Raw genomic sequence first — 24,840 nt, forward strand, 5'->3', positions numbered from 1 at the left:
TAGCTGATTATTCGTCATCATATTGTGGCCCCGCGTAGTTATCGAAACGCGACCACTGGCCGTTAAAGGTCAGCCGCACGGAACCGATTGGACCGTTACGCTGCTTACCCAGAATAATTTCGGCAATCCCTTTCAGATCGCTGTTCTCGTGATAAACCTCATCACGGTAGATGAACATAATCAGGTCGGCATCCTGCTCGATGGAACCGGACTCACGCAGGTCGGAGTTGACTGGGCGCTTGTCGGCACGCTGCTCCAGGCTTCGGTTCAACTGCGACAGCGCCACCACTGGCACCTGCAGTTCTTTCGCCAACGCCTTGAGCGAGCGGGAAATTTCGGCGATCTCCAGCGTACGGTTGTCGGACAGGGACGGCACGCGCATCAGCTGCAGGTAGTCGATCATGATCAGGCTCAGGCCGTCATGTTCACGGAAAATACGGCGGGCGCGGGAGCGGACTTCGGTTGGCGTCAGGCCGGAGGAGTCATCAATGTACATATTGCGCTTCTCCAGCAGGATACCCATGGTGCTGGAGATTCGCGCCCAGTCCTCGTCATCGAGCTGGCCGGTACGAATACGCGTCTGGTCTACGCGCGAAAGCGACGCCAGCATACGCATCATGATCTGGTTGCCTGGCATCTCAAGGCTGAAGATCAGCACCGGTTTTTCCTGCGTCATCGCGGCGTGTTCGCACAGGTTCATGGCGAAGGTGGTTTTACCCATCGAAGGACGGGCGGCGACGATGATCAGATCCGATTTTTGCAAACCGGCGGTTTTCTTATTGAGATCCTGATAGCCGGTATCCACCCCGGTAACGCCATCGTGCGGCTGCTGATACAGCTGTTCGATGCGCGCAACGGTATCTTCCAGGATACGCTCAATGCCTTTCGGGCCTTCATCTTTGCTGGCCCGGTTTTCCGCGATTTGGAACACCCGAGATTCGGCCAGATCGAGCAGGTCTTCACTGCTGCGACCCTGCGGATCATAACCGGCGTCGGCGATTTCATTGGCCACCGAGATCATCTCACGCACTACCGCACGTTCACGTACGATATCTGCATAAGCACCGATGTTGGCAGCACTTGGGGTGTTTTTCGATAATTCGGCCAGGTAGGCGAACCCACCGACGGAATCGAGCTCACCGCGCTGTTCCAGCGATTCGGACAGGGTGATCAGGTCGATCGGTCGGCTCATTTCCAGCAGGCGCTGCATCTCGGTAAAGATCAGGCGATGCGGGCGGCTGAAGAAATCGTTGGAAACTACGCGTTCGGACACGTTGTCCCAGCGTTCGTTATCCAGCATCAAACCGCCCAACACGGACTGTTCCGCCTCCAGCGAATGTGGCGGCATCTTCAGCCCTTCCATCTGGCGGTCTCTTGGGCGCTCTTTGGCTTCGTCTGCGTTTGTTCTGTTGGTTGGTTTTTTTCCTGCCATGAAACGTATTCTTTATCCGGTGGCGAATGGAGGATCCTGACGCGAGAGTATACGTGATTTTTAGCTGTGATTCCTGCGCATAACAGATGCAAAAAGTATCAAGCCACCCCAGGGCAAACTGGATCGCCGATGCTAAAACGCGTAGGGTGAAATCAGACCCCCACTCGAGGTAATGAAATGGCAAAGCGCATTCAATTCTCCGCCACCGGCGGCCCGGAAGTCTTGCAATATGTTGATTTTACCCCCGTAGATCCGGCAGCCGGTGAGGTGCAGATCGAGAACAAGGCGATCGGCATCAACTATATCGACACCTACGTGCGCAGCGGCCTGTATCCGCCCGCCAAACTACCGAGTGGGTTGGGTACCGAGGCGGCCGGGGTGGTGATCAAGGTCGGTGCCGGTGTCAGCGTGCTAAAACCGGGTGACCGGGTGGTGTATGCCCAGTCGACGCTTGGAGCCTACAGCGAAGTGCACAACGTTTCGCAGGAAAAAGTGGCATTGCTGCCGCATAACCTGAGTTTTGAGCAGGGCGCGGCCTCCTTCCTGAAAGGGCTGACGGTGCATTATTTGCTGCGCCAAACCCATGAGGTGCAACCGGGTGAAGTGTTTCTGTTCCATGCCGCCGCAGGGGGCGTTGGGCTGATTGCCTGCCAGTGGGCTAAAGCGCTCGGGGCAAAACTGATCGGCAGCGTCGGCTCCGACGAAAAAGCCGAGCTGGCGAAGCACGCAGGCGCATGGGCAACCATCAATTACCATAAGGAAGATATCGCCCAGCGCGTGGCTGAGCTGACACAGGGAGAGAAAGTCGGCGTCGTTTACGACTCGGTTGGCCAAAGTACCTGGCAGGCCTCGCTTAACAGCCTGAAACGCCGTGGGCTAATGGTGAGCTTCGGCAATGCCTCCGGCCCGGTCACCGGTGTTGATCTGGCGTTGCTGAACCAAAAAGGCTCGCTGTACGTCACCCGCCCTTCGCTTAACGGCTACATTACCACCCGTGCTGAACTGCAGTATGCCAGCAATGAGCTGTTTTCCTTGATCGGCAGCGGGGCTATCAAAGTCGACGTGAAGGAAGAGCAAAAGTTTGCGTTGGCCGATGCACAACGCGCGCATCAGGTGCTGGAAAGCCGCAACACCAGCGGTTCAAGCTTACTGATCCCCGGTCGCTGAGATGAGTACCCTTACAAACACAAGGTAATACAAAGCACTGTATCGCATCGAAAAATCATTACTAAAGGAATATGATCTTCTGGTAATTCATATTGATCAATAAGGAAATAACTCAGAAATGAAAATAAAAATGCTTGCCGCAGCACTGGTTTTCGCCGCAACCCCTGCATTCGTCAGCGCAGCACCGGCGGCTACCCAGGACACAGAGCAAAACGTTTTGATGAAATACCAATACTCCAAGACCTATATGCAATGCATGGATAAGGATGGCGGTAACACGCCTGGTGCTGCTGCCTGTATCGAAGCGGAATTCAAACTCTGGGATGCGCGTTTGAACAAGGCCTATAAGGAATCACTCAAGTTTAAAGCCGCGCCAAAGGCCTGGCGTGAGGCGCAACGTAACTGGCTGAAGTTCAAAGACAGCCAGTGTCTTGCGCTGGTCGCAGCGCCGCATGGTTCCGGCGATGCGCTGGATTCTGCCTCGTGCCAACTGAATATGACCATTGATCGCACACTGCAACTCGAAAGTAATGACTGGCCAGTATCCTGATATCGCGGGATCATAACCAATAAAAAGGGCTCCTGACGGAGCCCTTTTTGTTACTGCGTTTGTAGGGGTAGAGCAGAGTCCGCCCGAGACAGCGGGTTGCTTGAGCAACACTCGTATTGGGTCAATGTCTCTTGCGGTGATGAAATAGGTCGCATCGCTGCACGGCAAACATCCTAACAGCCCCGAAATGCAAAAAACATGGCTAATGCGGCGCATTGGCATTTAAAACGCCAAGCTGTGATCTCCGCCGCATTCAGAGCGGAGCTGTTGCGTAGATTTCAGTGTGACCGACTGATTATTCGACAAAAAATCAGTAGCGGCGTATTTGTGGTTTCTGCATCGAACGGTAAATCCAAACGCCTACCACAGCCAGAATCAACCACGGCAACAGCTTAATCACCATCGCAAACAGCCCACCAAGTAACATAAACGCCGCCGCCACCAATATCGCGGCAAACACGCCCAGCAGCGAAATCCCGGTCACCATCAGCATCACAACAAAACCGACCAGAAAGAAGAGTTCCAACATGATTTTGCTCCTTCGCAAAACAAAGTATCTGCTGAGCTATTACAAGAAGCGTGCCAGGCCGGCGTGGAAACTAAGTGATTGAAATTAAAAAAAAGGCACATCACACAATGCGACATGCCTGGTCAAAAACGCTAACTTTTAGTCAGATATTGATGTCAATTACGCCATTTCGGTACGCGGCAGGCGCACCAAATCCAGTGCTTGTTCAACCACGCGCGCATCTGCCCCTGGCTTATGGGCATTTTCGCTCAGGTGGCGGCGCCACTGACGCGCACCCGGCACGCCCTGGAACAGGCCCAGAATATGGCGGGTAATATGGCCCAAATAGGTGCCGTTCGACAGTTCGCGTTCGATGTAAGGATACAGCGACTCAATAATCGCTACGCTGTCCATCACCTCGGTCTGGCGGCCAAACAGTTCGCTGTCGACCCGCGCCAGAATGCCTGGGTTCTGATAGGCTTCGCGCCCCATCATTACGCCGTCCAGATGCTGTAGGTGCTGCTTCGCCTCTTCCAGAGTTTTCACCCCGCCATTGATGGCAAGAGTCAGTTCTGGGAAATCACGTTTTAACTGATAGACACGCGGATAATCCAGCGGCGGCACTTCACGATTCTCTTTCGGGCTCAGGCCCGACAGCCAGGCTTTGCGCGCATGAATGGTGAACATATCGCATTCACCGCGTCCGGCAACGGTGGCGATAAAATCACACAGAAACTCATAGCTGTCCTGGTCGTCAATACCGATACGGGTTTTCACGGTCACCGGGATCGACACCACATCACGCATCGCCTTGATGCAGTCGGCAACCAGCGTTGCCTGCCCCATCAGACAGGCACCGAACATACCATTCTGCACCCGATCGGACGGACAACCGACGTTGAGATTTATCTCGTCGTAGCCGCGCTGCTCAGCCAATTTGGCACAGTGTGCCAACGCGGCCGGATCGCTACCGCCCAGTTGCAGCGCCACCGGATGTTCTTCTTCGCTGTAAGCCAGATAGTCGCCCTTGCCATGGATAATCGCGCCGGTAGTCACCATTTCGGTGTACAGCAGCGTGTCCTTGGTCAGCAGGCGGTGGAAGTAACGGCAATGACGATCGGTCCAGTCGAGCATCGGCGCGATGGAGAAACGATTGGCGGCGTATTTTGAAGCGTTGTTGTCTGTCGTCATGCTGGGCTACTGGCTACCTGATTCTGTCTGGTTTCAACGAACGGCGTACTGCCGCAAACGGCTATTATAACGACAATCGACGGCGTTGGGAAAACCACTGTACCGCCTGGTTAAAAAAGCCCCCGAAAAAACGAATAAAAAAGCGTGGTCAGGTGTTCTCTCGTTATGGGTGCAGCTCTGCGCCCTTCCCAATGAGGAAACAACCATGAACAGTTTCGTTAAACGCCTGCTGTTACCAGTCATTGCCGGTTCTCTGCTGTTTTCCGGGGCGGCCCTGGCAATGGGCGGTGATGATAGCGGTCAGACCACCCCAACCTGCCCGAAAGGCCAGATATACGATACAAAAACCAAGACCTGCATGGTGGAAAAAAGCAGCATGATCGACGACAACGATCGGGCTAACTATGCCTATGCGCTGGCAAAAAGCGGTCGTTACCAGGAGGCGCTCGACGTGCTCAATACCCTTAAGGATCCTAACACCGCGGTTGCACTGAACTACCGCGGTTACGCTACCCGCAAGCTCGGCCGCACCGATGAAGGGATCGGCTACTATTTAAAATCAGTCGCGCTCGATCCGAAATACCCGAAAGTCCGTGAATATCTGGGTGAGGCCTATATGGTCAAGGGCCGTCAGGATTTGGCGAAAGAACAACTGAAGGTGATCCAGTCGCTATGCGGTACCGGTTGTGAAGAGTACCGCGATCTGGCGGCAGCCATCGATCACCATCCAGAATCATGATCTAGCCTGGCCCGGAGGTAAACATCAGTAGCGACGCGATCCGTAACGAAATCGGCCAGTATCTTTCCCGCCTGTGGCGCTATGGTCTGGTGCTTTCCCACCGGCGGGATGTTGCCGACGATTTGGTTCAAGCCACCTGCGTGCGGGCGCTGGAACGCGCCGCACAGTTTGCCGTGGGCACGCGGATGGACCGCTGGTTGTTTGCGATCCTTCATTCTATCTGGCTTAACGAGACTCGCGCCCAGCATATCCGCCAGGGGCAGGGTTTTGTCGACGTCGAAGAACTGGCCGGGTCGGAAAACAGTGAAGAGCCGATTTGGGCCAACGAGGTGATGCAGCGGGTTAACCGGCTGCCGGAGGCGCAGCGCAATACGCTGTTTCTGGTCTATGTGGAGGAGCTGTCTTACCGTGAGGCCGCCGAGGTGCTTGACGTGCCCATCGGCACCATCATGAGTCGTCTGGCGGCGGCACGCCTGAGATTGGCAAATGACAGCATGCTGCAGACCCGTTCACCCCAGGCAAAAGGAGAACAATCATGAGCTCAACCTACGCTGCGGATGAACTGCTGGTCGCCTACCTGGACAATCAATTGGACCCACGGCAGCGCCAGCTTCTGGAACAGCGCCTGATCGATGAACCCGCGCTGGCCGAACGTTTGTCGTTATTGGCACGCAGCACCCTGCCTTTTAAGCAAGCATTTGCTCCATTGCTTGATGAGGCGCCGGTACAACGTCTGCGCGCCGCAGGCCCCCTTACCGCCCCAGTGCCGCAGCGCGGTATCAGTCGGCGTAGCCTGATCGCCGCCGCGGTTGGTTTTCTGGCACTCGGCATCGCAGGTGATCGCGCCTATTTACAGTTCAGCCAGCCAGAAGACAACTGGCGCGGTTTGGTCGCCCAATATATGGCACTGTACACGCCGGAAACGCTGGCAGGCTTCGATGACACGGCTACACAGATTGCCCATCAGCTACAGCAAACCGGCGATCGGCTGGGCATCGCACTCTCGCTACCGAAGTTAATGTTGAGTGGCGCCGAGCTGAAAAACGCTCGCGTGCTGGCTTACGACGATCGGCGTATCGCTCAGTTAACCTGGCTGGATGCTCAATTCGGTGCGCTGGCGCTGTGCATTGTTCAACAACCGGGTAAGTCTCAGTCCGCCCAAAGCGAGCGCCGCCAGGGAATGAACGTGATCTACTGGGCCGATGGCCGTCATGGTTTTATGCTGATTGGGCATAACCCTGCGCCGGAAATGGCCGCGTTGGCAGAGCGCTTGCAACACTCACTTGCCAGCTAAGACGCCACTCCAAGTGTGAACATCGTCACACTGGTGACGAACGGTAGGTGGTAAACCAGCCGATTAGTGCGCCATATCAGAGGAAAAGGGGCCGACTCTCGGCGATTTGACTGAAGCATGGTAAAATCGGCTTTTTTACGTACCGGGAAATTTGCCATGAACTCAAGCACCCAGGAAAAGCTGCTGGCGCAGGCTGAACAACTCTGTCAGCAACGCAATGTGCGTCTGACACCGCAGCGGCTGGAAGTGTTACGCCTGATGGCACAGCAGCCCGGTGCCATCAGCGCTTACGACCTGCTCGATCTGCTGCGCGTCGCCGAACCTCAGGCCAAACCACCGACGGTGTACCGTGCTCTGGATTTTCTGCTGGAACAAGGCTTCATTCACCGGGTGGAATCCGCCAACAGCTACGTGCTGTGCCATCACTTCGAACAGCCGACGCACACTTCCGCGCTGTTTATCTGCGATCGCTGTGGTCAGGTGACTGAACGCACTACCGAAGGGGTCGAAGAGACGTTGCAGAAACTGGCGAAGGAGTCTGGTTTTGTTCTGCGTCATAACGTGGTGGAGGCGCATGGCCTGTGTGCGGGTTGCGTTGAGGTAGAAGCCTGTGACAGCAAGCATGACTGCGGCGAACACGATCACAGCATCGCCATCAAGAAGAAATAGGTTGGTTTTTCAGGTACCTCCCTGTACCTGCAGGCTTGGCGTTAAGGGGATAAAAACGCCGGGCCTTTAAAAGTAGCTTGTGGCCGCAATCCGCTGCGGCCCAGCGCGCTACCAGCGATACTTGTTGTGGTCTTCCCAGGATTTAACTTCTTTCTCGGCCGCCTCTTTCTGGTAGCCATAACGTTCCTGAATTTTACCGACAAGCTGTTCGCGTTTCCCTTCAATGACCGTCAGATCGTCATCGGTCAGCTTGCCCCACTGTTCCTTCACTTTCCCTTTAAACTGCTTCCAGTTACCGTCGGCTTGATCTTTGTTCATAACCTCTCCGTTACCTGTGATTAGTCAGTTTTAAACGCCTGTGGCCGGACTTAACTGAGTAATTATTTCGGTCAATCGACCTGAATAAAAGGGTTGTCAGTTCCAATTTATTCCGCCAACCACATGATTAACTATAGCTACAGATAGCGATAAAAAAGAAAAAGTCAGGATAAAAATTCACAAAACAAAGAAAAATCAGTAAAAACCCCAGAAGAACAGTAGTTAAGCGGAAAGAATTTCGCTCAAGAAAATGTAACTTAATATAAACAAAAACATAAGAAAAACTAATTATTACTCATTTTTGACTGTGTCACATCCGCTGTAAACCAGGTCCCTCGCACCCTGTGGCAATGCCAAATCCACCCGAGCGCAAGGCCGCGTAGCGAAAGGAACACCGCCAGCGCCAGCCACAATCCATGGTTGCCCAGTACAGGTAGGGTAAACAGCGTCAGCCCATAACCGGCGGCGGCTACTGCCATGCTGTTACGCATTTCTGCGCCGCGGGTGGCACCAATAAACATGCCGTCCAGCAAATAGCACCATACTCCCACCAACGGCAGCACTACCTGCCACGGCAGATAGTGGCTCGCCAGTGCGCGCAGCTCCGGTAAAGAGGTCAAGGCGGCAATGATTTGCTGCCCGGCAACGGCATAGAGCAGACCAAAGCCCAACGCCACCAGGCAGGCCTGCCGGCAAGCCGCACGCCATACTTTACGCAGTTGGCTATCGTCACGGGCGCCATAGGCATGGCCCGAATGTGCCTCTACCGCGTAGGCGAAACCGTCCAGCGCATAAGCGGTGAAGGTCAGCAAATTCATCAGCACCGCATTTACCGCGACCACCTCGCCGCCCAGCCGGGCACCGAAGATGGTCAGCGAGGCAAAACACAGTTGCAGCAGCAATGAACGCAGCATAATGTCGCGATTCAACGCCAGCAGACGCCGCAGATTACCGCGCCAGGCTTGGCGCAGCATTGGCACAGAAATGCCGCGTATGCGCATCACGCGCCAGGACAGCCATAATCCCAACAGCAGCGTGGCATATTCAGAGATAGCCGTCGCGGTCGCGGCCCCCTGCACGTTCCAGCCCAGTCCCATCACCAGCCAGATATCCAATACGATATTCAGCAGGTTGCCGACAATCAGCAGGATCACCGGTGCGCGCACGTATTGCACGCCAAGCAACCAACCCAGGATCACCATATTGGCCAGCGCCGCCGGGGCGCTCAGCCAGCGGATCTCGAGGAACAAACGAGCCTGTTCCAGCACCGCCCCATCGCCACCGACGATTTTTAGCGCCAACTCAATCAGCGGATAGCGCAGCAACACAATAGCCACCCCGGCCAACACCGCCAGCAGCAACGGCTGCATAAAGGCTCGTGCCAGCCCCTGCGGATTTTGTGCCCCCAACGCCTGAGCAGTCAGCCCGGTGGTGCTCATACGCAGAAACAGCAACAGCATAAACAGGAAGCTGGTGGCCATGGAGCCAACCGCTACGCCACCCAGATAGGTCGGGCTGTCGAGGTGGCCGATGACTGCGGTATCTACCAGCCCAAGCAGCGGCACGGTGATATTGGAGAAAATCATGGGCAGCGCAAGGCGCCACAGGGCTTTATCGGTATCGCTGGTGAAGGCAGAAAGCAGGCGCATAGTGAAATGTTCCCGTGTATACCCGTCATCTTTCAAATTGCAGCGTTGTTATCTGCACTCAGTTATGTGGCCCGTCCATGAGCCACACCCCTTCGGGGCCGCTGCAAACAGCGTTCAAATCTGCTCCCGGCAGATTTGTCACCCCAGTTACTTACCTGAGTAAGCGCCTGGGGATGAGCGAGTTGGCCGCCTAGCTGCAACTTGAAAGCTATAGGGTATATAGTGAATCAGATATGACATCGCCCCAGAACTGGGGCGACTTGAATCAGAGGACGATGTTTGGGCGTGAGGATTAAACCCAGTCGCCATTGCGGATCACACCGACCGCCAGACCTTCAATGGTGAAATTCTGCTGACGCAGATCGACCACAATCGGCTGGAATTCACTGTTTTCCGGCAGCAGCTCAACCACGTTACCGTGTTTTTTCAGGCGCTTGACTGTGACTTCATCTTCAATGCGTGCCACAACCACCTGGCCATTACGCACGTCCTGAGTTTTATGCACCGCCAGCAGATCGCCGTCGAGAATACCGATGTCACGCATCGACATGCCGTTGACCCGCAGCAGGAAATCCGCGCTCGGTTTGAACAGGGATGGATCGACCTTGTAGTGCCCTTCGATATGCTGCTGCGCCAGCAGCGGCTCACCGGCAGCGACACGGCCAATCAGCGGTAAACCCTCTTCATCTTCCATCAGCAGGCGAATGCCGCGCGAAGCGCCGGAGATAATCTCGATAACGCCTTTACGCGCCAGCGCTTTCAGGTGTTCTTCTGCGGCATTTGGCGAACGGAACCCCAGACGCATGGCGATCTCGGCGCGCGTTGGCGGCATGCCAGTGGACGAAATATGATCGCGAATCAGATCATAGACCTCTTGCTGTCTGGTAGTTAGTGCTTTCATTCCGCCCCCTGTTTGTTTATACAGTCTTGCTGTGAGTATATACAGGTAACTGCGGCTTGGGAACCGAAGAGTGAATAAAAATCAGGGATTAGCGACACCTGTCGCAACGCAACGCCGCCACTCAGGCAAAGTGCTGCCACAGCACCGACCCCCAGACAAACAGCGCCAAAATAATCGCCAGCGAAACCGCCGCCGAGCCCATATCCTTTGCCCGACCGGAAAGCTCGTGATGCTCAGTCCCTACCCGATCGACAATCGCCTCAATCGCGCTGTTCAGGATTTCGACGATCATCACCAACAGCACCGATCCGATCAGTAAAATGCGCGCTATCGCACCCACGTCCAGCCAAATCGCCAGTATGATAGCCAGCACGGTCGCCACCAATTCCTGGCGGAATGCCGCTTCGTGCTGCCAGGCAGCGGAAAAGCCTTTATAAGAGTAGCCGGCGGCTTTAATAATACGGGTCAGGCCGGTTGCTTGGTTTGCCATGTTTTTTAGTGCCTTTAGCAGAGATAAGTCATAATTAAACAGTCTAGGCCAGGAAACTCTCCCGGCTCTCGGTTTTCCAACACCACAGATCTGCTACCCGGTTTCTGGTATGCTTGCGGCGCATTGCTAACAAGAGGCTTCACGTTGTTATGTCAGGTTGGCGTAAAATTTATTATAAACTATTGAATTTACCACTCAAACTGTTGGTAAGAAGTAAGGTTATCCCTTCAGATCCGGTCACGGAGTTAGGGTTGGATCCCTCACGGCCGATTTTGTATGTTTTACCTTATAATTCCAAGGCGGATTTGCTGACGCTGCGCACCCAGTGCCTGGCGCAAGATCTGCCCGACCCCCTCAATCCGCTGGAGATAGACGGCACCGTGCTGCCAAGCCACGTGTTTATTCACGACGGCCCGCGCGTATTCCGCTACTACACGCCGAAAGAAGAGTCGGTAAAACTGTTCCACGACTATCTGGACCTGCACCGCAGTAATCCGGATCTCGACATTCAGATGCTGCCGGTTTCGGTGATGTTTGGCCGCTCTCCGGGGCGCGAAGGTCACGGCACACCGCATCTGCGTCTGCTGAATGGCGTGCAGAAATTCTTCGCCGTGCTGTGGCTCGGCCGCGACAGCTTTGTCCGTTTTTCCAATACCGTTTCGCTGCGCCGCATGGCCACCGAGCACGGTACGGACAAAATCATTGCGCAGAAACTGGCTCGCGTAGCACGCATGCACTTCTCGCGTCAGCGTCTGGCCGCCGTCGGCCCAAGCCTGCCGGCCCGTCAGGACCTGTTCAACAAGCTGTTGGCGTCCAAGGCGATCGAAAAAGCGGTCGAAGACGAAGCTCGCAGCAAGAAGATTTCCCACGAAAAAGCCCAGCAGAATGCCATTGCGCTGATGGAAGAGATCGCTGCCGACTTCTCTTACGAGACGGTGCGCCTTTCCGATCGCGTGCTGAGCTGGACCTGGAACCGACTGTATCAAGGTATCAACGTCACAAACGCCGAACGCGTGCGTCAGTTGGCGCAGGACGGCCACGAGATTGTTTATGTACCCTGCCACCGCAGCCACATGGACTACCTGCTGCTGTCCTACGTGCTGTATCACCAGGGTCTGGTGCCACCGCATATTGCTGCCGGTATCAATCTCAACTTCTGGCCGGCCGGGCCGATCTTCCGTCGCCTGGGCGCTTTCTTTATCCGCCGCACCTTCAAAGGCAACAAACTGTACTCGACGGTATTCCGTGAATACCTCGGCGAGCTGTTTACCCGCGGTTACTCGGTGGAATACTTTGTTGAAGGTGGCCGTTCCCGTACCGGACGTTTACTGGAACCGAAGACCGGCACCCTGTCGATGACCATTCAGGCGATGCTGCGCGGCGGTAGCCGTCCTATCACACTGGTGCCGATTTACATCGGTTACGAACACGTGATGGAAGTGGGTACCTACGCCAAAGAGTTGCGTGGCGCGACCAAGGAAAAAGAGAGCCTGTTGCAGATGCTGCGCGGCCTGCGCAAGCTGCGCAATCTCGGCCAGGGTTACGTCAACTTTGGTGACCCACTGCCGTTGACCGCTTACCTGAACCAGAATGTGCCACAGTGGCGCGAATCGATTGACCCGATCGAAGCCCAGCGTCCAAGCTGGTTAACGCCGACGGTCAACGATTTGGCGGCCAAGATTATGGTGCGCATCAACAATGCCGCCGCCGCCAACGCCATGAACCTGTGTTCCACGGCGCTGCTGGCCTCACGCCAACGCTCGCTGACCCGCGAGCAGTTGCTTGAGCAGTTGGAATGCTACCTGCAACTGATGCGCAATGTGCCTTATGCCGGCGACGTTACCGTACCAACCCAAACGCCGGATGAGCTGCTGGATCACGCGCTGAACATGAACAAGTTCGAGGTGGAGAAGGATAACATCGGCGATATCATCATCCTGCCGCGCGAGCAGGCGGTGTTGATGACCTATTACCGTAACAATATCCATCATCTGTTGGTTCTGCCATCGCTGATCGCCACTATCGTGATGCATCACCGCCGGGTATCGCGCGCTGAACTGCTACGCCAGATTGGCCTGATTTACCCAATGCTGAAGGCTGAACTGTTCCTGCATAACGACAAGGAACAACTGCCGGAAGTGCTACGACCACTGATCGACGAAATGATCCGTCAGCAACTGATCTGCGATAAGGGTGACGATCTGGTGTTGAATCCGGCACGCATCCGTCCATTGCAGCTGTTGGCCGCCGGTGTCCGCGAAACGCTGCAGCGTTATGCCATCACCATGTCAATCCTCAGTGCCAATCCAAGCATCAACCGCGGTGCGCTGGAGAAAGAGAGCCGTATTATGGCCCAGCGTCTGTCGGTGCTGCATGGCATCAATGCGCCGGAGTTCTTCGACAAGGCGGTGTTCTCCACCCTGGTGGCTACGCTGCGTGCAGAAGGCTACATCAATGACATCGGCGATGCGGTCCGTGAGCACACCATGGAGGTCTACAACATGCTGAGCGATTTGATTACCCCGGAAATCAAGCTGACCATTGAAAGCGTCAGTATGCCGGCGGAAACCAACGCGTTGCCGGAAACGGTCGCAGCGGAAGAGAAAGAAGACTAATCCAATTGATATGGATACGAAAAAGGCACCCTCGGGTGCCTTTTTTATTGCGGTAACGCCTTAACCCTGCCAGTAACTCAGTGCAATACCGATAAACAACACCAGCCCGACATAATTGTTATCCATGAACGCCTTGAAGCAAGCGTCACGCTCACGGGTGGCAATCTGTTTTTGCTGATGGATAAACAAGGCACCGGCCAGCAACAGCGACCAGTAAAAGGCCCCGCTCATCTGCGTCAGATAGCCTACCCACAGCATCAGCAGCAGCGTGGCGAACTGCAGCAAACCGACGATCAGCTTGTCGTAACGACCAAACAAAATGGCCGTAGATTTAATGCCAATCTTCAGGTCATCGTCACGGTCAACCATCGCATATAAGGTGTCGTAAGCCACCGTCCAGCAAATATTGGCCAGCAGCAACAGCCAGCAGCTCAGTGGCAACGACTCGCTGACGGCGGCATAGGCCATCGGGATCCCCCAGCCAAACGCCGCGCCAAGAACAAACTGCGGCAGATGAGTGACCCGTTTCATAAACGGATAGGCCCACGCCAGCGCCAGCGCCGCCAGTGACAGCCAGATGGTCATCGCATTGAGCGTCAGCACCAGCCCGAACGAGACAAGCACCAACACCACAAACAGCACCTTGGCCTCTTTCTCGCTCACCCGGCCACTCGGCATCGGACGAGCGGCAGTGCGTTTCACGTGGCCATCGACAGCGCGATCGGCGTAATCATTCACGACACAACCGGCGGCACGCATCAGGAAGACCCCAACCACGAACACCACCAGGATAGACAGCGACGGCACGCCCTTGCCCGCCAGCCACAGTGCCCACAGCGTCGGCCACAGCAACAGCAAGGTGCCAATGGGTTTATTAATGCGCATCAGATGGCTATAAGCCTGCCATTTGCTTTGATTCACGCTTCCTTCCAAGGTTTTTTCTCTCCTCATCATTCGGGAACCGAACTTCCTGTCGCGTACAGCGGCGAAGCCGGTAAAAACAGTTCGGTCAGCAACAGCGGCTTACCCGCCAGCCGCAGGCGGGAACGGCGCGCCCACAGTGCATCTTGCCGTCCAATATGAATGTAATCGCGAGTCAGTTCATCGCTGCTGAACAGATAGCGGCCCAGTGGCAAGGTACCCAAATCCACCAATGCCAGATCAGGGCCGGTCAGAGTTTCCAACGGGATCACCGTGCGCCCCAATAGCCAGGGCTGGTTATCGCCCAACAACACAACTTCACGCAGCCAATAGCGCGGACTGTCCGGCAGATGTTCTGCCTCTTCCCCCAGTTGGTCGCGGGTAATAAAACATTCGCGCTGCGGTTCGACGTGCACCCGCCCACAGTGGCGTTCAAAGCGGCGCGTCATGGAACCTGGTTCCATCAGCCAATCGCTGACGGCGGCGGGTGCCGGAGGATGTTGCGCGGATAACCACTCCAGCGGCGGTAGGATCGAATCCCTGTTGCCTGACATTGTTCTACTCCATGCCTGACGCCGCGCCCTGCGGCCGCGCCAGACCAGACAAACTGTTAACAGGCGCCCATTGTAACGCAGAAATTCAAAAGCGGCAGGCTGATTCGAGGGGTGCCACACAGCAAAACTTCGCGCCTTAAAGCACCACCTTGTCATCTTTCTGCCATCTGTTTTCTTTACCTTCATTCTCCGGCGCGGTGGGGATTATGTGATCCTCAGCAAATTTTCACTCCTGCAGCATTGTTTTATCTACGCGCGTAGATACCCTTGTTACTGCAGCGTTGAATCGCCAACAGTTCAAAACTTTGTCAGCAAACCTTCTTGCCGACACCAGGGAAACCATCTTTAACGGCGCCATTTATGGCGCATGACGAAAAGAGGATATCAATGCCATGAGCGAAACAACGCTTGCAACCCCACAGGCCACCGACGAAACCTTGGCGGCCGATGAACGTTTGACCACCAAAGAAGGGCGCGGCCAATTCTGGCGCGCCACTTTCTCGTGCTGGCTCGGCACGGCAATGGAATATGTCGATTTTGCCCTGTATGGCCTGGCGGCCGGCATGGTGTTCGGCGACGTGTTCTTCCCAGAAGCCACCCCAATGGTGGCGTTGCTGGCCAGCTTCGCCACCTACTCCGTCGGTTTTATTGCCCGACCTATCGGCGCGTTGGTTTTCGGCTGGATTGGCGACCGTAAGGGCCGCCGCGTGGTGCTGCTCACCACGGTAGCGTTGATGGGCGTCTCTACCACCTTGATCGGGCTGATCCCTTCTTACGCCCAAATCGGCGTCTGGGCCCCCACCTGCCTGGTGATCTTGCGTTTTGCCCAGGGCTTCGGTGCCGGGGCAGAGCTGTCCGGAGGCGCGGTGATGCTGGCAGAATACGCACCGGCCAAACGCCGTGGTCTGGTCGCTTCGATCATTGCGATCGGCTCCAACAGCGGTACTCTGTTAGCCTCGCTGGTCTGGTTGCTGGTGTTGCAATTGGACAAGGCCGATCTGATCGCCTGGGGCTGGCGCATTCCGTTCCTCGCCAGCATCCTGATCGCCGGGGGCGCTCTCTACCTGCGCCGTCACGTGCGTGAAACCCCGGTATTTGAACGCGAACTGCAACAAAACCGTCAGCGCATGCTGGACAACGCTCCCGTGGCAACGGATAACCGCAGCTACCTGCAGCGCACCAAAGCCTTCTGGATCATGCTCGGCCTGCGTATTGGTGAGAATGGCCCGTCCTATCTGTGCCAGGGTTTTATCGTCGGTTATGTGGCCAAGGTGCTGATGGTGGATAAATCGGTGCCGGCGCTGGCGGTGATGATCGCCTCGCTGTGCGGTTTCCTGGTGATCCCGCTGGCGGGTTGGCTTTCTGACCGCTTCGGCCGCCGCGTCACTTACCGCTGGTTCTGCCTGCTGCTGGTGCTGTACGCCTTCCCGGCCTTCTGGCTGCTCGACAGCCGTGAGCCGGCGATAGTGATTTCGGTGATTGTGGTCGGCATGTGCATCGCATCTTTGGGCATTTTTGGCGTGCAGGCGGCCTATGGAGTGGAACTGTTCGGCGTCAAAAACCGCTACTCAAAAATGGCTTTCGCCAAGGAACTGGGGTCGATCCTCTCCGGTGGGACCGCACCGCTGATCGCTACTGCGCTGCTGGCCGGTTTCGGTCACTGGTGGCCTGTTGCCTGCTATTTTGTTGTAATGGCAGGCATTGGCTTAATCACCACCTTCTTTGCACCGGAAACCCGTGGCCGCGACCTTAACCTGCCGCAGGACGCGGTGTAATCAGGGCGTACAGGAATCCAACTTGGATAATCAATCCGCGCGGCGTATCACCCGCGCCGACGTCGCCCGCGTAGCGGGCACCTCGGTCGCGGTAGTCAGTTATGTGATCAATAACGGTCCGCGCCCGGTGGCAGAAGCTACCCGTTTGCGGGTGCTGGCGGCGATCGAGCAAACCGGTTACCGGCCGAACGACATCGCCCGGGCGCTGGCTTCGGGCAATACTCTGACTTATGGATTAGTGGTTCCCGATATTTCCAACCCGTTTTTTGCCTCAATGGCACGGGCACTGCAGCGTGAAGCCTTCAACCATGGCCGCGTGCTGCTGTTGGGGGACGCCGGCGACGACCGGCAGCACGAGCACGAGCTGATTAACCACCTGCTGCGCCGTCAGGTTGACGGGCTGCTGTATACCAGCGTCGATCGTCATCCCTGGTTTGATCTGATCCGCAATTCCGGCACCCCCTGCGTGATGATAGATACCATCGACAGCCATGCCGGTATCAGCGCCATCCGCGTTAATGAACGCGACGCCGCCTGCCAGGCCACACGCCATCTGTTGCAGCACGGCTATCGGGAGCTCGGCATTTTTGTTGGCCCGCTGACCATGCTCAACGCACAAGATCGCCTTAACGGCTGGCGTGACGCGCTGATTGAGGCGGGTATTACGCCGCGTGAAGAATGGATTTTTGAAGCACCCTATACCCGACAGGGCGGCTATCAGGCCAGCCAGAAAATGCTGCAAGGCCCCCGCCCACGCGCCATATTCACCTCCAACGAACAACAGGCACTTGGCTGTCTGTCAGCGCTGGCGGAACATCAACTGCGCGTGCCGGACGATCTGGCTATCATTTGCTTTAACGGCACCCAACAATCCGAATTCAGCGTGCCGCCGCTCAGCGCGGTCGAACAACCGATCGACGCGATGGCCAGGCAGGCCATCGCCATGTTGGCCACCGGTACCGCGCAGCCAGAACTGCACGAATTCGCCTTCCAGCTGCATATCCGCCGATCGTGCGGCTGCTAGTTTATTGATTCAGGTAACTGCTATGCGTTTGATTATTGATTGCGATCCCGGCAACGGCATTCCCGGCGCCAACGTTGACGACGGGCTGGCCCTGGCGCTGGCGCTGGCAGCCAAACCTCAGCTCTCACTGGAGCTTATCAGCATCGTGGCCGGCAATACGCCGCGCGACGTCGGTTTTGCCGTGGCCAGCCATTTGTTGCAGCAAACCGGTTATCAGGTGCCGGTGGTGGCTGGCGCAACGCGAGCATTGAGCGAAGCGCCAGAACCCTGGCGCACCCATCTGGATCGGGCGATTACCGATCCGCAGCTAGCCACCCTGTGGCGTAATACGCCTTATCCCCAAGCCGCCACAATACCCACCCCCAATGCCGCCGTAGCGATCGGCGAGTTGATCTGCAATCACCCCGGCGAGATAACCCTGGCAGCAATCGGTCCGCTGACCAACGTCGCCCATGCCTTGCAGCTGTACCCGCAGATGGCGCAGGCGGTGAAGGAAATCGTGATTATGGGTGGGGTGTTCAACGTCGAGGGTTACATCAAGGACACCAATTTCGGCCTGGATCCGGAAGCGGCCAGACAGGTGCTGACCAGCGGTGCCAATATCACGCTCGCTCCGCTGGATGTCACCACGCAAACCATGCTGACGCAGGCTGACCTGGCCCAAATGACCCAGCCGGATACGCCGCTGTGCCGCTACCTGCGAACCACCACTCAGCCCTGGATCGACTACTCTCGCCATACCCGCCATCTGCCGGGCTGCTGGATCCATGATGCACTGGTGATTGCCTGGCTGCTGGAACCGCAGTTGGTCACCACGGAGGAATATTTTGTCGACGTGGCGCTGGAAGGTGCCATAACGCGCGGCAGCTCCCGTCGCTGGCGACCGGAAAGTCTGCGCCTGACGGTCGGCATGCCGGAAGCCGAAGGTCGACCGGTGCGGATAATGCAGCAGGTGGACAATGCGCGCCTGCTGGCGTTGATCGGTGAAACACTGGCCGACGAATGAAAAAAGGTGCGCCGGGGCGCACCAATCATCAAGCCAGCATCGGCAGCGTCGGGTACTACCCCTTGCCTTTCACGCTGCCAATAAACGTTTCACGCGCTGTGGTAGAACCCAGTTTTTCAGCCTCATTCATCAGTTTCAGCGCTTTATCGATATCCCCCGCCTTCACTGCCTGTTTGATGCCGTTGTTAAAGTAACTTTCGGTGTCATTCAACATCGGTTCCGCCGGTTTGGTTGGAGCCGGTGCCGGAGTCGGTGCTGCAGCAACCGCCGCGGTTGATCCCACTACCACTGGTGCCGCCGCCGGTGCCGGTTGCAGCATGCCAATCATGATATTGCCGCTGCCCTGTTCGGCCGTAACTTTCAGTTTGATGGTGCCGCTGGTGCTGTGGCTGGCGATCGGATCCGGAATATCCGGTACCGCGTTACCCACGCCCTGCGCATAAGCCTTCGCCGGGTTAGTCAATTGGGTGGTTTTCGCCAGATCCTGACGGGTGGTGTATACCAGCAAATAAATCTGCTTTTGGCCCAGTGCCGGCGTCAGTTTCAGCGTGCCCTCAAGGCGATCGGATGACATCGCACCCGGTGGCTGATAAGGGAAATAGCTGCTCGGATAATAGGCCGCCGGACGCAGGTGTTCATCCAGCACCAGTACGCTCGGCGCGTAAATTGAGTTGTTCTTGCTGATACTGCTCAGTGTGACTTCCAGCGAACCGCGATCGGCCGGCAGCGTATAGGCGGCGATAGCGCCCTGAATATCACCCTGATTAATTTGCGGGCTGACATTATCCAGTTTCACATTCTGGCTGACCGGTGGCACCAGCGGTTGCCATGGCAGGCTTTGCAGCGTGCTGGAACTAATAGCCGGAGCTATGGATACATTGGCCGGCGTATCGGCATTGGCCACCAGTGGTGCACCAACGGTAAGAGCCAGTGACAGGCATAGAGACAGCAGATTCTTTTTCATTGTGATACCCCAAGGTAACCGACGCGGCTCAGGCAAGAGAGACGATGTCGGCGAATACAGGTTGGGGAGAGCACCTGGCTCTCCCCGTTATCTCATTACCACCAGATTTCCATCTGGGCGCCGAAGGTGACTTCATCGTCATTGCCACGGCTGAAGGTGTGCATGCTGGTGTCGTTATACGCGGTGCCGGCTTTCAGACCTGGATTGCCCTCTGCGTCGCTGGAAGTCGCGTAGCCCCATTTCTCATCCCACTTGGCGTAGGTCGCAAATACGCGGATAGCCGGACGTGACCAGATGCTGTTGCCCGCCTGCCACTGTTGCGCCAGGGTGACCTTGTACTGGCCGTTGCGATCGCCAGTGCGCTGGGATTTCACGTTGTCGTAACCGGCTTCCAGCAGGGTGCTCATGATAGGCGTCCATTTGTACATTGGGCGCACGCCCACGGTGTACCAGGTGCTGCCGTTGTTGTTGTCGCGATCGATGTCCTGGAACATGGCGACATACATCATCGCCCATTGATCGTTGAAGTCGATGGCACCGTGATCCAGCACGCGGATCATCTTGCCGTTGTTGTCGATGGTTGACCCCTGGCTACGGCCGTTGTTCTGCGAGGTCATTGAGTCAGTGGCGTATTGCAGCACGAACTTGTTGTAGCCGGTCAGGATGCTCTGGGTATGTTCCGCAGTCACCAACCAGCCGTCTTTGCTGGCGCCATCGGCCAGGCTGTAGCCGTCCTGCGCGTTAGCCCGACCGTAGTCCAGACCCAGCTCCAGGGTACCGCCCGGATTCAATTCCAGACCGGCCAGACGCACGTCGAAGGTGTCGTTGACGGTCGGACGTTGGTCCAGTTCATTATCCAGATAACCGTAAGAACCGCCGGATTCGGAGTTACGGGTCACGGCAGCAGACAGCTTGCCGAAGCCCAGATCGATATTTTCCAGACCGGCACCCGGACCTGAGATATCCCAGTAGTAGAAGTCAATCATGTGAACATCATGACGCTGATAGAAACGCTTACCGGCCCACATATTGGCACCCGGCAGCCATTCAATCAGGTTTTTACCCTGCACGTTCACTTCACGGAAGCCTGGCGTCACGTCTTCCCAGTCGGAACGTTGTGAAACCGAGTAAGCCAGGTTGGTATCGAAGTAGAAGCTTTTGTCGCCCTCTTTCCACACTTCCTGACCCAGCTTCAGTTCGGCGTAGGTTTCACATTCGTTACCGAGACGGTATTTGCTGTCGGCGCCGGTGGCCTTGAAGCACTGTTGCTCACCGCCACTGCCGGTCCAGCCGATGCCGGAACGGGCATAGCCTTTAAAATCAAGGGCCATGGCCTGAGTGGTGAGAACACCAGCGGCGATTGCCAGTGCCAGAGGAAGTTTGCGCAGAGTAGTCATCATTATTCTCCTGTTATACAGACTGTGATGCTTTAAACGCCCGGCTCCTGGTGCAGCCGTTTACATGCCGTACCGTCTTCACGGAACAGATGGCAGCGGTGAGGCGGCAGGCCAATGGCGAATGTTGCACCTTCTTCTACCAGCACCACGTCGTTCTGGCGGTAAACCAGGTTTTGACGAATTGCCGGGATTTGGATGTGGATTTGCGTCTCGTTGCCGAGTTGCTCCACCACCTGTACGTCACCGGTCAGCCGAACTTCAGAGGCATCACCAGGCAACAGATGCTCCGGGCGAATGCCCAGTGACATGTTCGAGCCGGCCTGCACCTGCGAGCCTTCCACCGGTAACCACACCAGTTGACTGTTAGGCAGTTCGACCTGGACCTGTTGAGGCTCTACGGCGGTCACTTTGACCGGCAGGAAATTCATTTTCGGCGATCCGATAAAGCCGGCGACAAAGCGGTTGGCTGGATAGTGGTACAGCTCCAACGGCTTGCCGATCTGAGCGACGCGCCCGGCATCCAGCACCACGATCTTGTCGGCCAAAGTCATCGCTTCAACCTGATCGTGGGTGACGTATATCATGGTGCGCTGCAGACGCTTGTGCAGACGGGAGATCTCAATGCGCATCTGCACTCGCAGCGCGGCGTCGAGGTTGGACAGCGGCTCATCGAGCAGGAACACGTCCGGCTCTGCCACCAGCGTACGGCCGATAGCCACCCGCTGACGCTGCCCGCCGGACAGCGCTTTTGGCCGCCGGTCGAGCAAGTGAGCCAGTTGCAGCACTTCCGATACCTGATTGACCCGCTGATTGATTTCCGCTTTTTTAGCCCCGGCCAGCTTCAGGCCGAACGACATGTTGTCGGCCACCGACAGGTGCGGATACAGCGCGTAAGACTGGAATACCATGCCGATGCCGCGCTCGGACGGCGGCACCTCATTCATACGTTTATCGCCGATCATCAGCTCACCGGAGGTTATGTCCTCCAGCCCGGCGATCATGCGCAGCAGCGTCGATTTGCCGCAGCCCGATGGCCCGACAAACACCACAAACTCACCGTCATTGATCGTCAGATTGACGTCTTTGGAAATCACCGTTTCGCCGAAAGCCTTATAAACGCTGCGCAATGTGACGCTAGCCATGCGTTACTCCCCTGCTTTCGCAGTTAACATTTCGTGTAAAAATGGCGGACGCAAAACCCGCCAAAACCCATTGATGACCCTCTTGCTGTGCACCGTGCTGCCAAGCCAGTGGCAAGGTCGCCTCAGACGGTGCGGCCGCCTGAGTATAAGGCTGCAGGTTAATCAGCGCTTCAAGGCATTGATCCTGATGGGTAATAAGTAATCTAACGACACCATTACTCTGGCTGACCGCGCTCAGTTCCCCCTGCTGGATCACCGCTAAACGGCGCAGCGCCAGCAAGGACTGGCAGTAACGCAAGGTGGATTGGTTGTCATACTGCTGGCGACTGATGGCCAGCGCGCGATGTTCAATCGCCACCTGCTGATACCAGTGGATCTCACCGGCAGTCACTTGCTCAGGGGCCTCATGCCATGGCATCGGCGTTTGCGCGCCGAGCGGATCCTGCAAACCAGCCGCGTGCGGCAAGCCCAGCTCTTCCCCCTGATACAGGCAAATGGGTGCGGGCAGCATCGCCAACAGCGTCAAAAAGGCATCGGCGGAGCGCAAGTTACCCTGCCCCCAGTGGCTGACCACCCGAGGCTGGTCAGCATCACCGGTGCTCCACAGGCTTTCTGCCAACGTGGTGCGGCGAGCATTCAAAACCTCAACCAGCCTCTCCACGCTAAAGGGCACCACTTCCAGCGCCAGTGGGCTGCGCAAATATTGTTGCGGTGCCGCGGCGCGACGAATGTGGTTTGGCCCGTCGCAGTACCACAGGGCCAACCCCTGGGCAACGACCGCCGCTTCCTCCTGGGCCGCCAACGCCTGCGGCAACACCAGGCCGTCAATCGACAGCGTGCTCAGGTAGGGCAAGGCCGCAATCATGCCGTGGGTGTCGCCCACCCCATCCCCGTTTCCATCACGGAAACTGACCGGATGGATCCGATACAGGGTGGGTTGAGTGGCGGTAGGCATTGGCGACATAAATCCGGTTCCCTGCTGCTCGTGGCGATAAAAATCAATGTGGCCGATAGTGCGGTAAACCCCACAAAGGGTAATCATCCGTAACAGGATTTTTCATGGGGGAGGAGATGGGAGGATGAGGGAACGACCGCGGCGGTGAGAAGTTCCACGCTTAAGACAAATCTGTGATCTGCCTGGCAAAAATCGTCCCCCTATTTTGTGTCTGACGCCACAGAATAGAGAGCAATGTTAACTGGATCACACTACGCAGGCATGGGGCGTAGAGGGGGGGAGGATGAGAATGTGTCGCTTTGTGACCCACTATTACCGCGAAACCTCTCTCCTTGATTAACGTGCCCATAAAAAAGAAGGATTGGATTATGACTCGCAGCTTTACCACCGCCCGCACACTGGTGCTTTCGGCTCTGACCACGTTGGTGCTTTCTTCTTCCGCCTTCGCCAAGATCGAGGAAGGGAAACTGGTTATCTGGATCAACGGCGATAAGGGCTATAACGGCCTGGCCGAGGTCGGCAAAAAATTTGAGAAAGACACCGGTATCAAAGTCACCATCGAGCACCCGGATAAGCTGGAAGAGAAATACCCGCAGGTTGCCGCCACCGGCGACGGCCCGGATATTATCTTCTGGGCCCATGACCGCTTTGGCGGCTACGCGCAGTCGGGCCTGCTGGCCGAAATCCATCCTTCCAAAGCCTTCCAGGACAAACTGTTCCCATTCACCTGGGACGCGGTGCGCTACGACGGCAAGCTGATCGGCTACCCGATCGCGGTGGAAGCGCTGTCGCTGATTTATAACAAAGACCTGATCAAACAGGCGCCAAAAACCTGGGAAGAGATCCCGGCGCTGGACAAAGAGCTGCGCGCCAAAGGCAAGAGCGCCATCATGTGGAACCTGCAAGAACCCTACTTCACCTGGCCGATTATCGCTGCCGACGGCGGTTATGCCTTCAAGTATGAGAACGGCAAGTACAACATCAAGGACGTAGGCGTGGCCAATACCGGTTCACAGGCAGGCCTGCAGTTCATCGTCGATCTGGTGAAAAACAAACACATCAACGCCGATACCGATTACTCGATTGCCGAAGCCGCGTTCAATAAAGGCCAGACCGCGATGACCATCAATGGCCCATGGGCCTGGTCAAACATCGAACAAAGCAAAATCAACTACGGCGTGACCCTGCTGCCAACCTTTAAAGGCAAGCCTTCCAAACCTTTCGTCGGCGTACTGACCGCCGGGATCAACGCCGCCAGCCCGAACAAAGAGCTGGCGACCGAATTCCTGGAAAACTACCTGCTGACCAACGAAGGGCTGGCGGACGTCAACAAGGACAAACCGCTGGGCGCTGTAGCGCTGAAGTCCTATCAGGAACAACTGGCGAAAGATCCGAAGATTGCCGCCACCATGGAAAACTCACAGAACGGCGAAATCATGCCAAATATCCCGCAGATGAGCGCCTTCTGGTATGCCGAGCGCAGTGCGGTGATCAACGCCGTCAGCGGCCGCCAGACGGTGAAAGCCGCGCTGGATGACGTACAGACCCGTATCACCAAGTAACACACTATGTTGTGCGG

The 24,840-nt window shown here is 56.5% G+C and carries 24 protein-coding genes; 11 read left to right on the forward strand and 13 right to left on the reverse strand.

Annotation, left to right across the window (positions count from 1 at the left end; all coding sequences use genetic code 11):
* Window positions 1-7: 7 nt before the first annotated feature.
* On the reverse strand, window positions 8-1,432 hold the full coding sequence (dnaB, locus tag ACSOSI_RS23470; protein WP_012147143.1) for a replicative DNA helicase: 1,425 nt from the start codon (window positions 1,430-1,432) through the stop codon (window positions 8-10).
* A gap of 177 nt (window positions 1,433-1,609) precedes the next feature.
* On the opposite strand from dnaB, the gene ACSOSI_RS23475 reads away from it, so the two are divergent.
* Window positions 1,610-2,599 (forward strand): quinone oxidoreductase, encoded by a 990-nt coding sequence (locus ACSOSI_RS23475; protein ID WP_012147144.1) that lies wholly within the window; start codon window positions 1,610-1,612, stop codon window positions 2,597-2,599.
* Between the two features lie 118 nt (window positions 2,600-2,717).
* Window positions 2,718-3,149 carry a lysozyme inhibitor LprI family protein gene (locus ACSOSI_RS23480; protein ID WP_012147145.1) on the forward strand — a complete coding sequence of 144 codons (432 nt, stop codon included), beginning with the start codon at window positions 2,718-2,720 and terminating at the stop codon, window positions 3,147-3,149.
* A 310-nt stretch (window positions 3,150-3,459) separates the two neighbouring features.
* Here the strand turns inward: ACSOSI_RS23480 and pspG are convergent, their stop codons facing one another.
* Window positions 3,460-3,678 (reverse strand): envelope stress response protein PspG, encoded by a 219-nt coding sequence (gene pspG, locus ACSOSI_RS23485; RefSeq protein WP_012147146.1) that lies wholly within the window; start codon window positions 3,676-3,678, stop codon window positions 3,460-3,462.
* Window positions 3,679-3,837: 159 nt separating this feature from the next.
* A complete protein-coding gene (gene dusA / locus ACSOSI_RS23490; protein WP_012147147.1) occupies window positions 3,838-4,848 on the reverse strand; it encodes a tRNA dihydrouridine(20/20a) synthase DusA in 1,011 nt (336 codons plus the stop codon).
* Between the two features lie 205 nt (window positions 4,849-5,053).
* Between dusA and ACSOSI_RS23495 the strand changes: the two genes are divergently transcribed.
* The 4 genes from ACSOSI_RS23495 (at window position 5,054) to zur (ending at window position 7,550) form a co-directional block, all read left to right on the forward strand.
* Window positions 5,054-5,587 carry a tetratricopeptide repeat protein gene (locus tag ACSOSI_RS23495; protein WP_012147148.1) on the forward strand — a complete coding sequence of 178 codons (534 nt, stop codon included), beginning with the start codon at window positions 5,054-5,056 and terminating at the stop codon, window positions 5,585-5,587.
* 89 nt (window positions 5,588-5,676) lie between these two features.
* On the forward strand, window positions 5,677-6,126 hold the full coding sequence (locus tag ACSOSI_RS23500; RefSeq protein ID WP_232020746.1) for an RNA polymerase sigma factor: 450 nt from the start codon (window positions 5,677-5,679) through the stop codon (window positions 6,124-6,126).
* Window positions 6,123-6,881, forward strand: a complete 759-nt coding sequence (locus ACSOSI_RS23505) for an anti-sigma factor family protein (RefSeq protein ID WP_476706247.1) — start codon at window positions 6,123-6,125, stop codon at window positions 6,879-6,881. Before ACSOSI_RS23500 ends, ACSOSI_RS23505 begins: the two co-directional genes overlap by 4 nt.
* A 156-nt stretch (window positions 6,882-7,037) precedes the next feature.
* Window positions 7,038-7,550, forward strand: coding sequence for a zinc uptake transcriptional repressor Zur (zur, locus tag ACSOSI_RS23510; protein ID WP_012147151.1), 513 nt, complete (start codon window positions 7,038-7,040; stop codon window positions 7,548-7,550).
* A 108-nt stretch (window positions 7,551-7,658) separates the two neighbouring features.
* Here zur and ACSOSI_RS23515 read toward each other — a convergent pair whose 3' ends face one another.
* From ACSOSI_RS23515 to ACSOSI_RS23530, 4 genes are all read right to left on the reverse strand, one after another.
* On the reverse strand, window positions 7,659-7,868 hold the full coding sequence (locus tag ACSOSI_RS23515) for a CsbD family protein (protein ID WP_012147152.1): 210 nt from the start codon (window positions 7,866-7,868) through the stop codon (window positions 7,659-7,661).
* A 284-nt stretch (window positions 7,869-8,152) separates the two neighbouring features.
* Entirely contained in the window at window positions 8,153-9,517 is a 1,365-nt protein-coding gene (gene dinF, locus ACSOSI_RS23520) for an MATE family efflux transporter DinF (protein WP_012147153.1), read from the reverse strand.
* A gap of 292 nt (window positions 9,518-9,809) precedes the next feature.
* A complete protein-coding gene (gene lexA / locus ACSOSI_RS23525) occupies window positions 9,810-10,418 on the reverse strand; it encodes a transcriptional repressor LexA (RefSeq protein ID WP_012147154.1) in 609 nt (202 codons plus the stop codon).
* Window positions 10,419-10,539: 121 nt separating this feature from the next.
* A complete protein-coding gene (locus ACSOSI_RS23530; RefSeq protein WP_012147155.1) occupies window positions 10,540-10,908 on the reverse strand; it encodes a diacylglycerol kinase in 369 nt (122 codons plus the stop codon).
* Between the two features lie 149 nt (window positions 10,909-11,057).
* Here ACSOSI_RS23530 and plsB point away from each other — a divergent pair, with 149 nt between their 5' ends.
* A complete protein-coding gene (gene plsB, locus ACSOSI_RS23535; RefSeq protein ID WP_012147156.1) occupies window positions 11,058-13,523 on the forward strand; it encodes a glycerol-3-phosphate 1-O-acyltransferase PlsB in 2,466 nt (821 codons plus the stop codon).
* A 60-nt stretch (window positions 13,524-13,583) separates the two neighbouring features.
* Here the strand turns inward: plsB and ubiA are convergent, their stop codons facing one another.
* On the reverse strand, window positions 13,584-14,477 hold the full coding sequence (gene ubiA / locus ACSOSI_RS23540) for a 4-hydroxybenzoate octaprenyltransferase (protein WP_012147157.1): 894 nt from the start codon (window positions 14,475-14,477) through the stop codon (window positions 13,584-13,586).
* Window positions 14,474-14,998: a chorismate lyase gene (ubiC, locus tag ACSOSI_RS23545; RefSeq protein WP_261277130.1), complete on the reverse strand. Its 525-nt coding sequence runs from the start codon at window positions 14,996-14,998 to the stop codon at window positions 14,474-14,476. The genes ubiA and ubiC overlap by 4 nt, the downstream gene beginning before the upstream one ends.
* Before the next feature lie 392 nt (window positions 14,999-15,390).
* On the opposite strand from ubiC, the gene ACSOSI_RS23550 reads away from it, so the two are divergent.
* From ACSOSI_RS23550 to ACSOSI_RS23560, 3 genes are read left to right on the forward strand one after another with little or no spacing between them, the layout of a single operon-like run.
* Window positions 15,391-16,773, forward strand: a complete 1,383-nt coding sequence (locus ACSOSI_RS23550) for an MFS transporter (protein ID WP_476706248.1) — start codon at window positions 15,391-15,393, stop codon at window positions 16,771-16,773.
* A 22-nt stretch (window positions 16,774-16,795) separates the two neighbouring features.
* Window positions 16,796-17,797: a LacI family DNA-binding transcriptional regulator gene (locus ACSOSI_RS23555; RefSeq protein ID WP_375189593.1), complete on the forward strand. Its 1,002-nt coding sequence runs from the start codon at window positions 16,796-16,798 to the stop codon at window positions 17,795-17,797.
* A 22-nt stretch (window positions 17,798-17,819) separates the two neighbouring features.
* Window positions 17,820-18,803: a nucleoside hydrolase gene (locus ACSOSI_RS23560; RefSeq protein WP_012147161.1), complete on the forward strand. Its 984-nt coding sequence runs from the start codon at window positions 17,820-17,822 to the stop codon at window positions 18,801-18,803.
* Window positions 18,804-18,858: 55 nt separating this feature from the next.
* On the opposite strand, the gene malM is transcribed toward ACSOSI_RS23560, so the two are convergent.
* From malM to ACSOSI_RS23580, 4 genes are all read right to left on the reverse strand, one after another.
* Complete coding sequence (gene malM, locus ACSOSI_RS23565; RefSeq protein WP_017894215.1) at window positions 18,859-19,767, reverse strand: maltose operon protein MalM; 909 nt, start codon at window positions 19,765-19,767, stop codon at window positions 18,859-18,861.
* A 95-nt stretch (window positions 19,768-19,862) separates the two neighbouring features.
* Window positions 19,863-21,167, reverse strand: a complete 1,305-nt coding sequence (locus ACSOSI_RS23570; RefSeq protein ID WP_153858812.1) for a maltoporin — start codon at window positions 21,165-21,167, stop codon at window positions 19,863-19,865.
* Window positions 21,168-21,196: 29 nt separating this feature from the next.
* A complete protein-coding gene (gene malK / locus ACSOSI_RS23575; protein WP_419246259.1) occupies window positions 21,197-22,306 on the reverse strand; it encodes a maltose/maltodextrin ABC transporter ATP-binding protein MalK in 1,110 nt (369 codons plus the stop codon).
* A complete protein-coding gene (locus tag ACSOSI_RS23580) occupies window positions 22,299-23,270 on the reverse strand; it encodes an alpha-amylase family glycosyl hydrolase (RefSeq protein ID WP_012147165.1) in 972 nt (323 codons plus the stop codon). The genes malK and ACSOSI_RS23580 overlap by 8 nt, the downstream gene beginning before the upstream one ends.
* 359 nt (window positions 23,271-23,629) lie before the next feature.
* On the opposite strand from ACSOSI_RS23580, the gene malE reads away from it, so the two are divergent.
* On the forward strand, window positions 23,630-24,823 hold the full coding sequence (gene malE, locus ACSOSI_RS23585) for a maltose/maltodextrin ABC transporter substrate-binding protein MalE (protein ID WP_012147166.1): 1,194 nt from the start codon (window positions 23,630-23,632) through the stop codon (window positions 24,821-24,823).
* Window positions 24,824-24,840: the final 17 nt, after the last annotated feature.

It is taken from the genome of Serratia sp. AR11 (assembly GCF_056376275.1).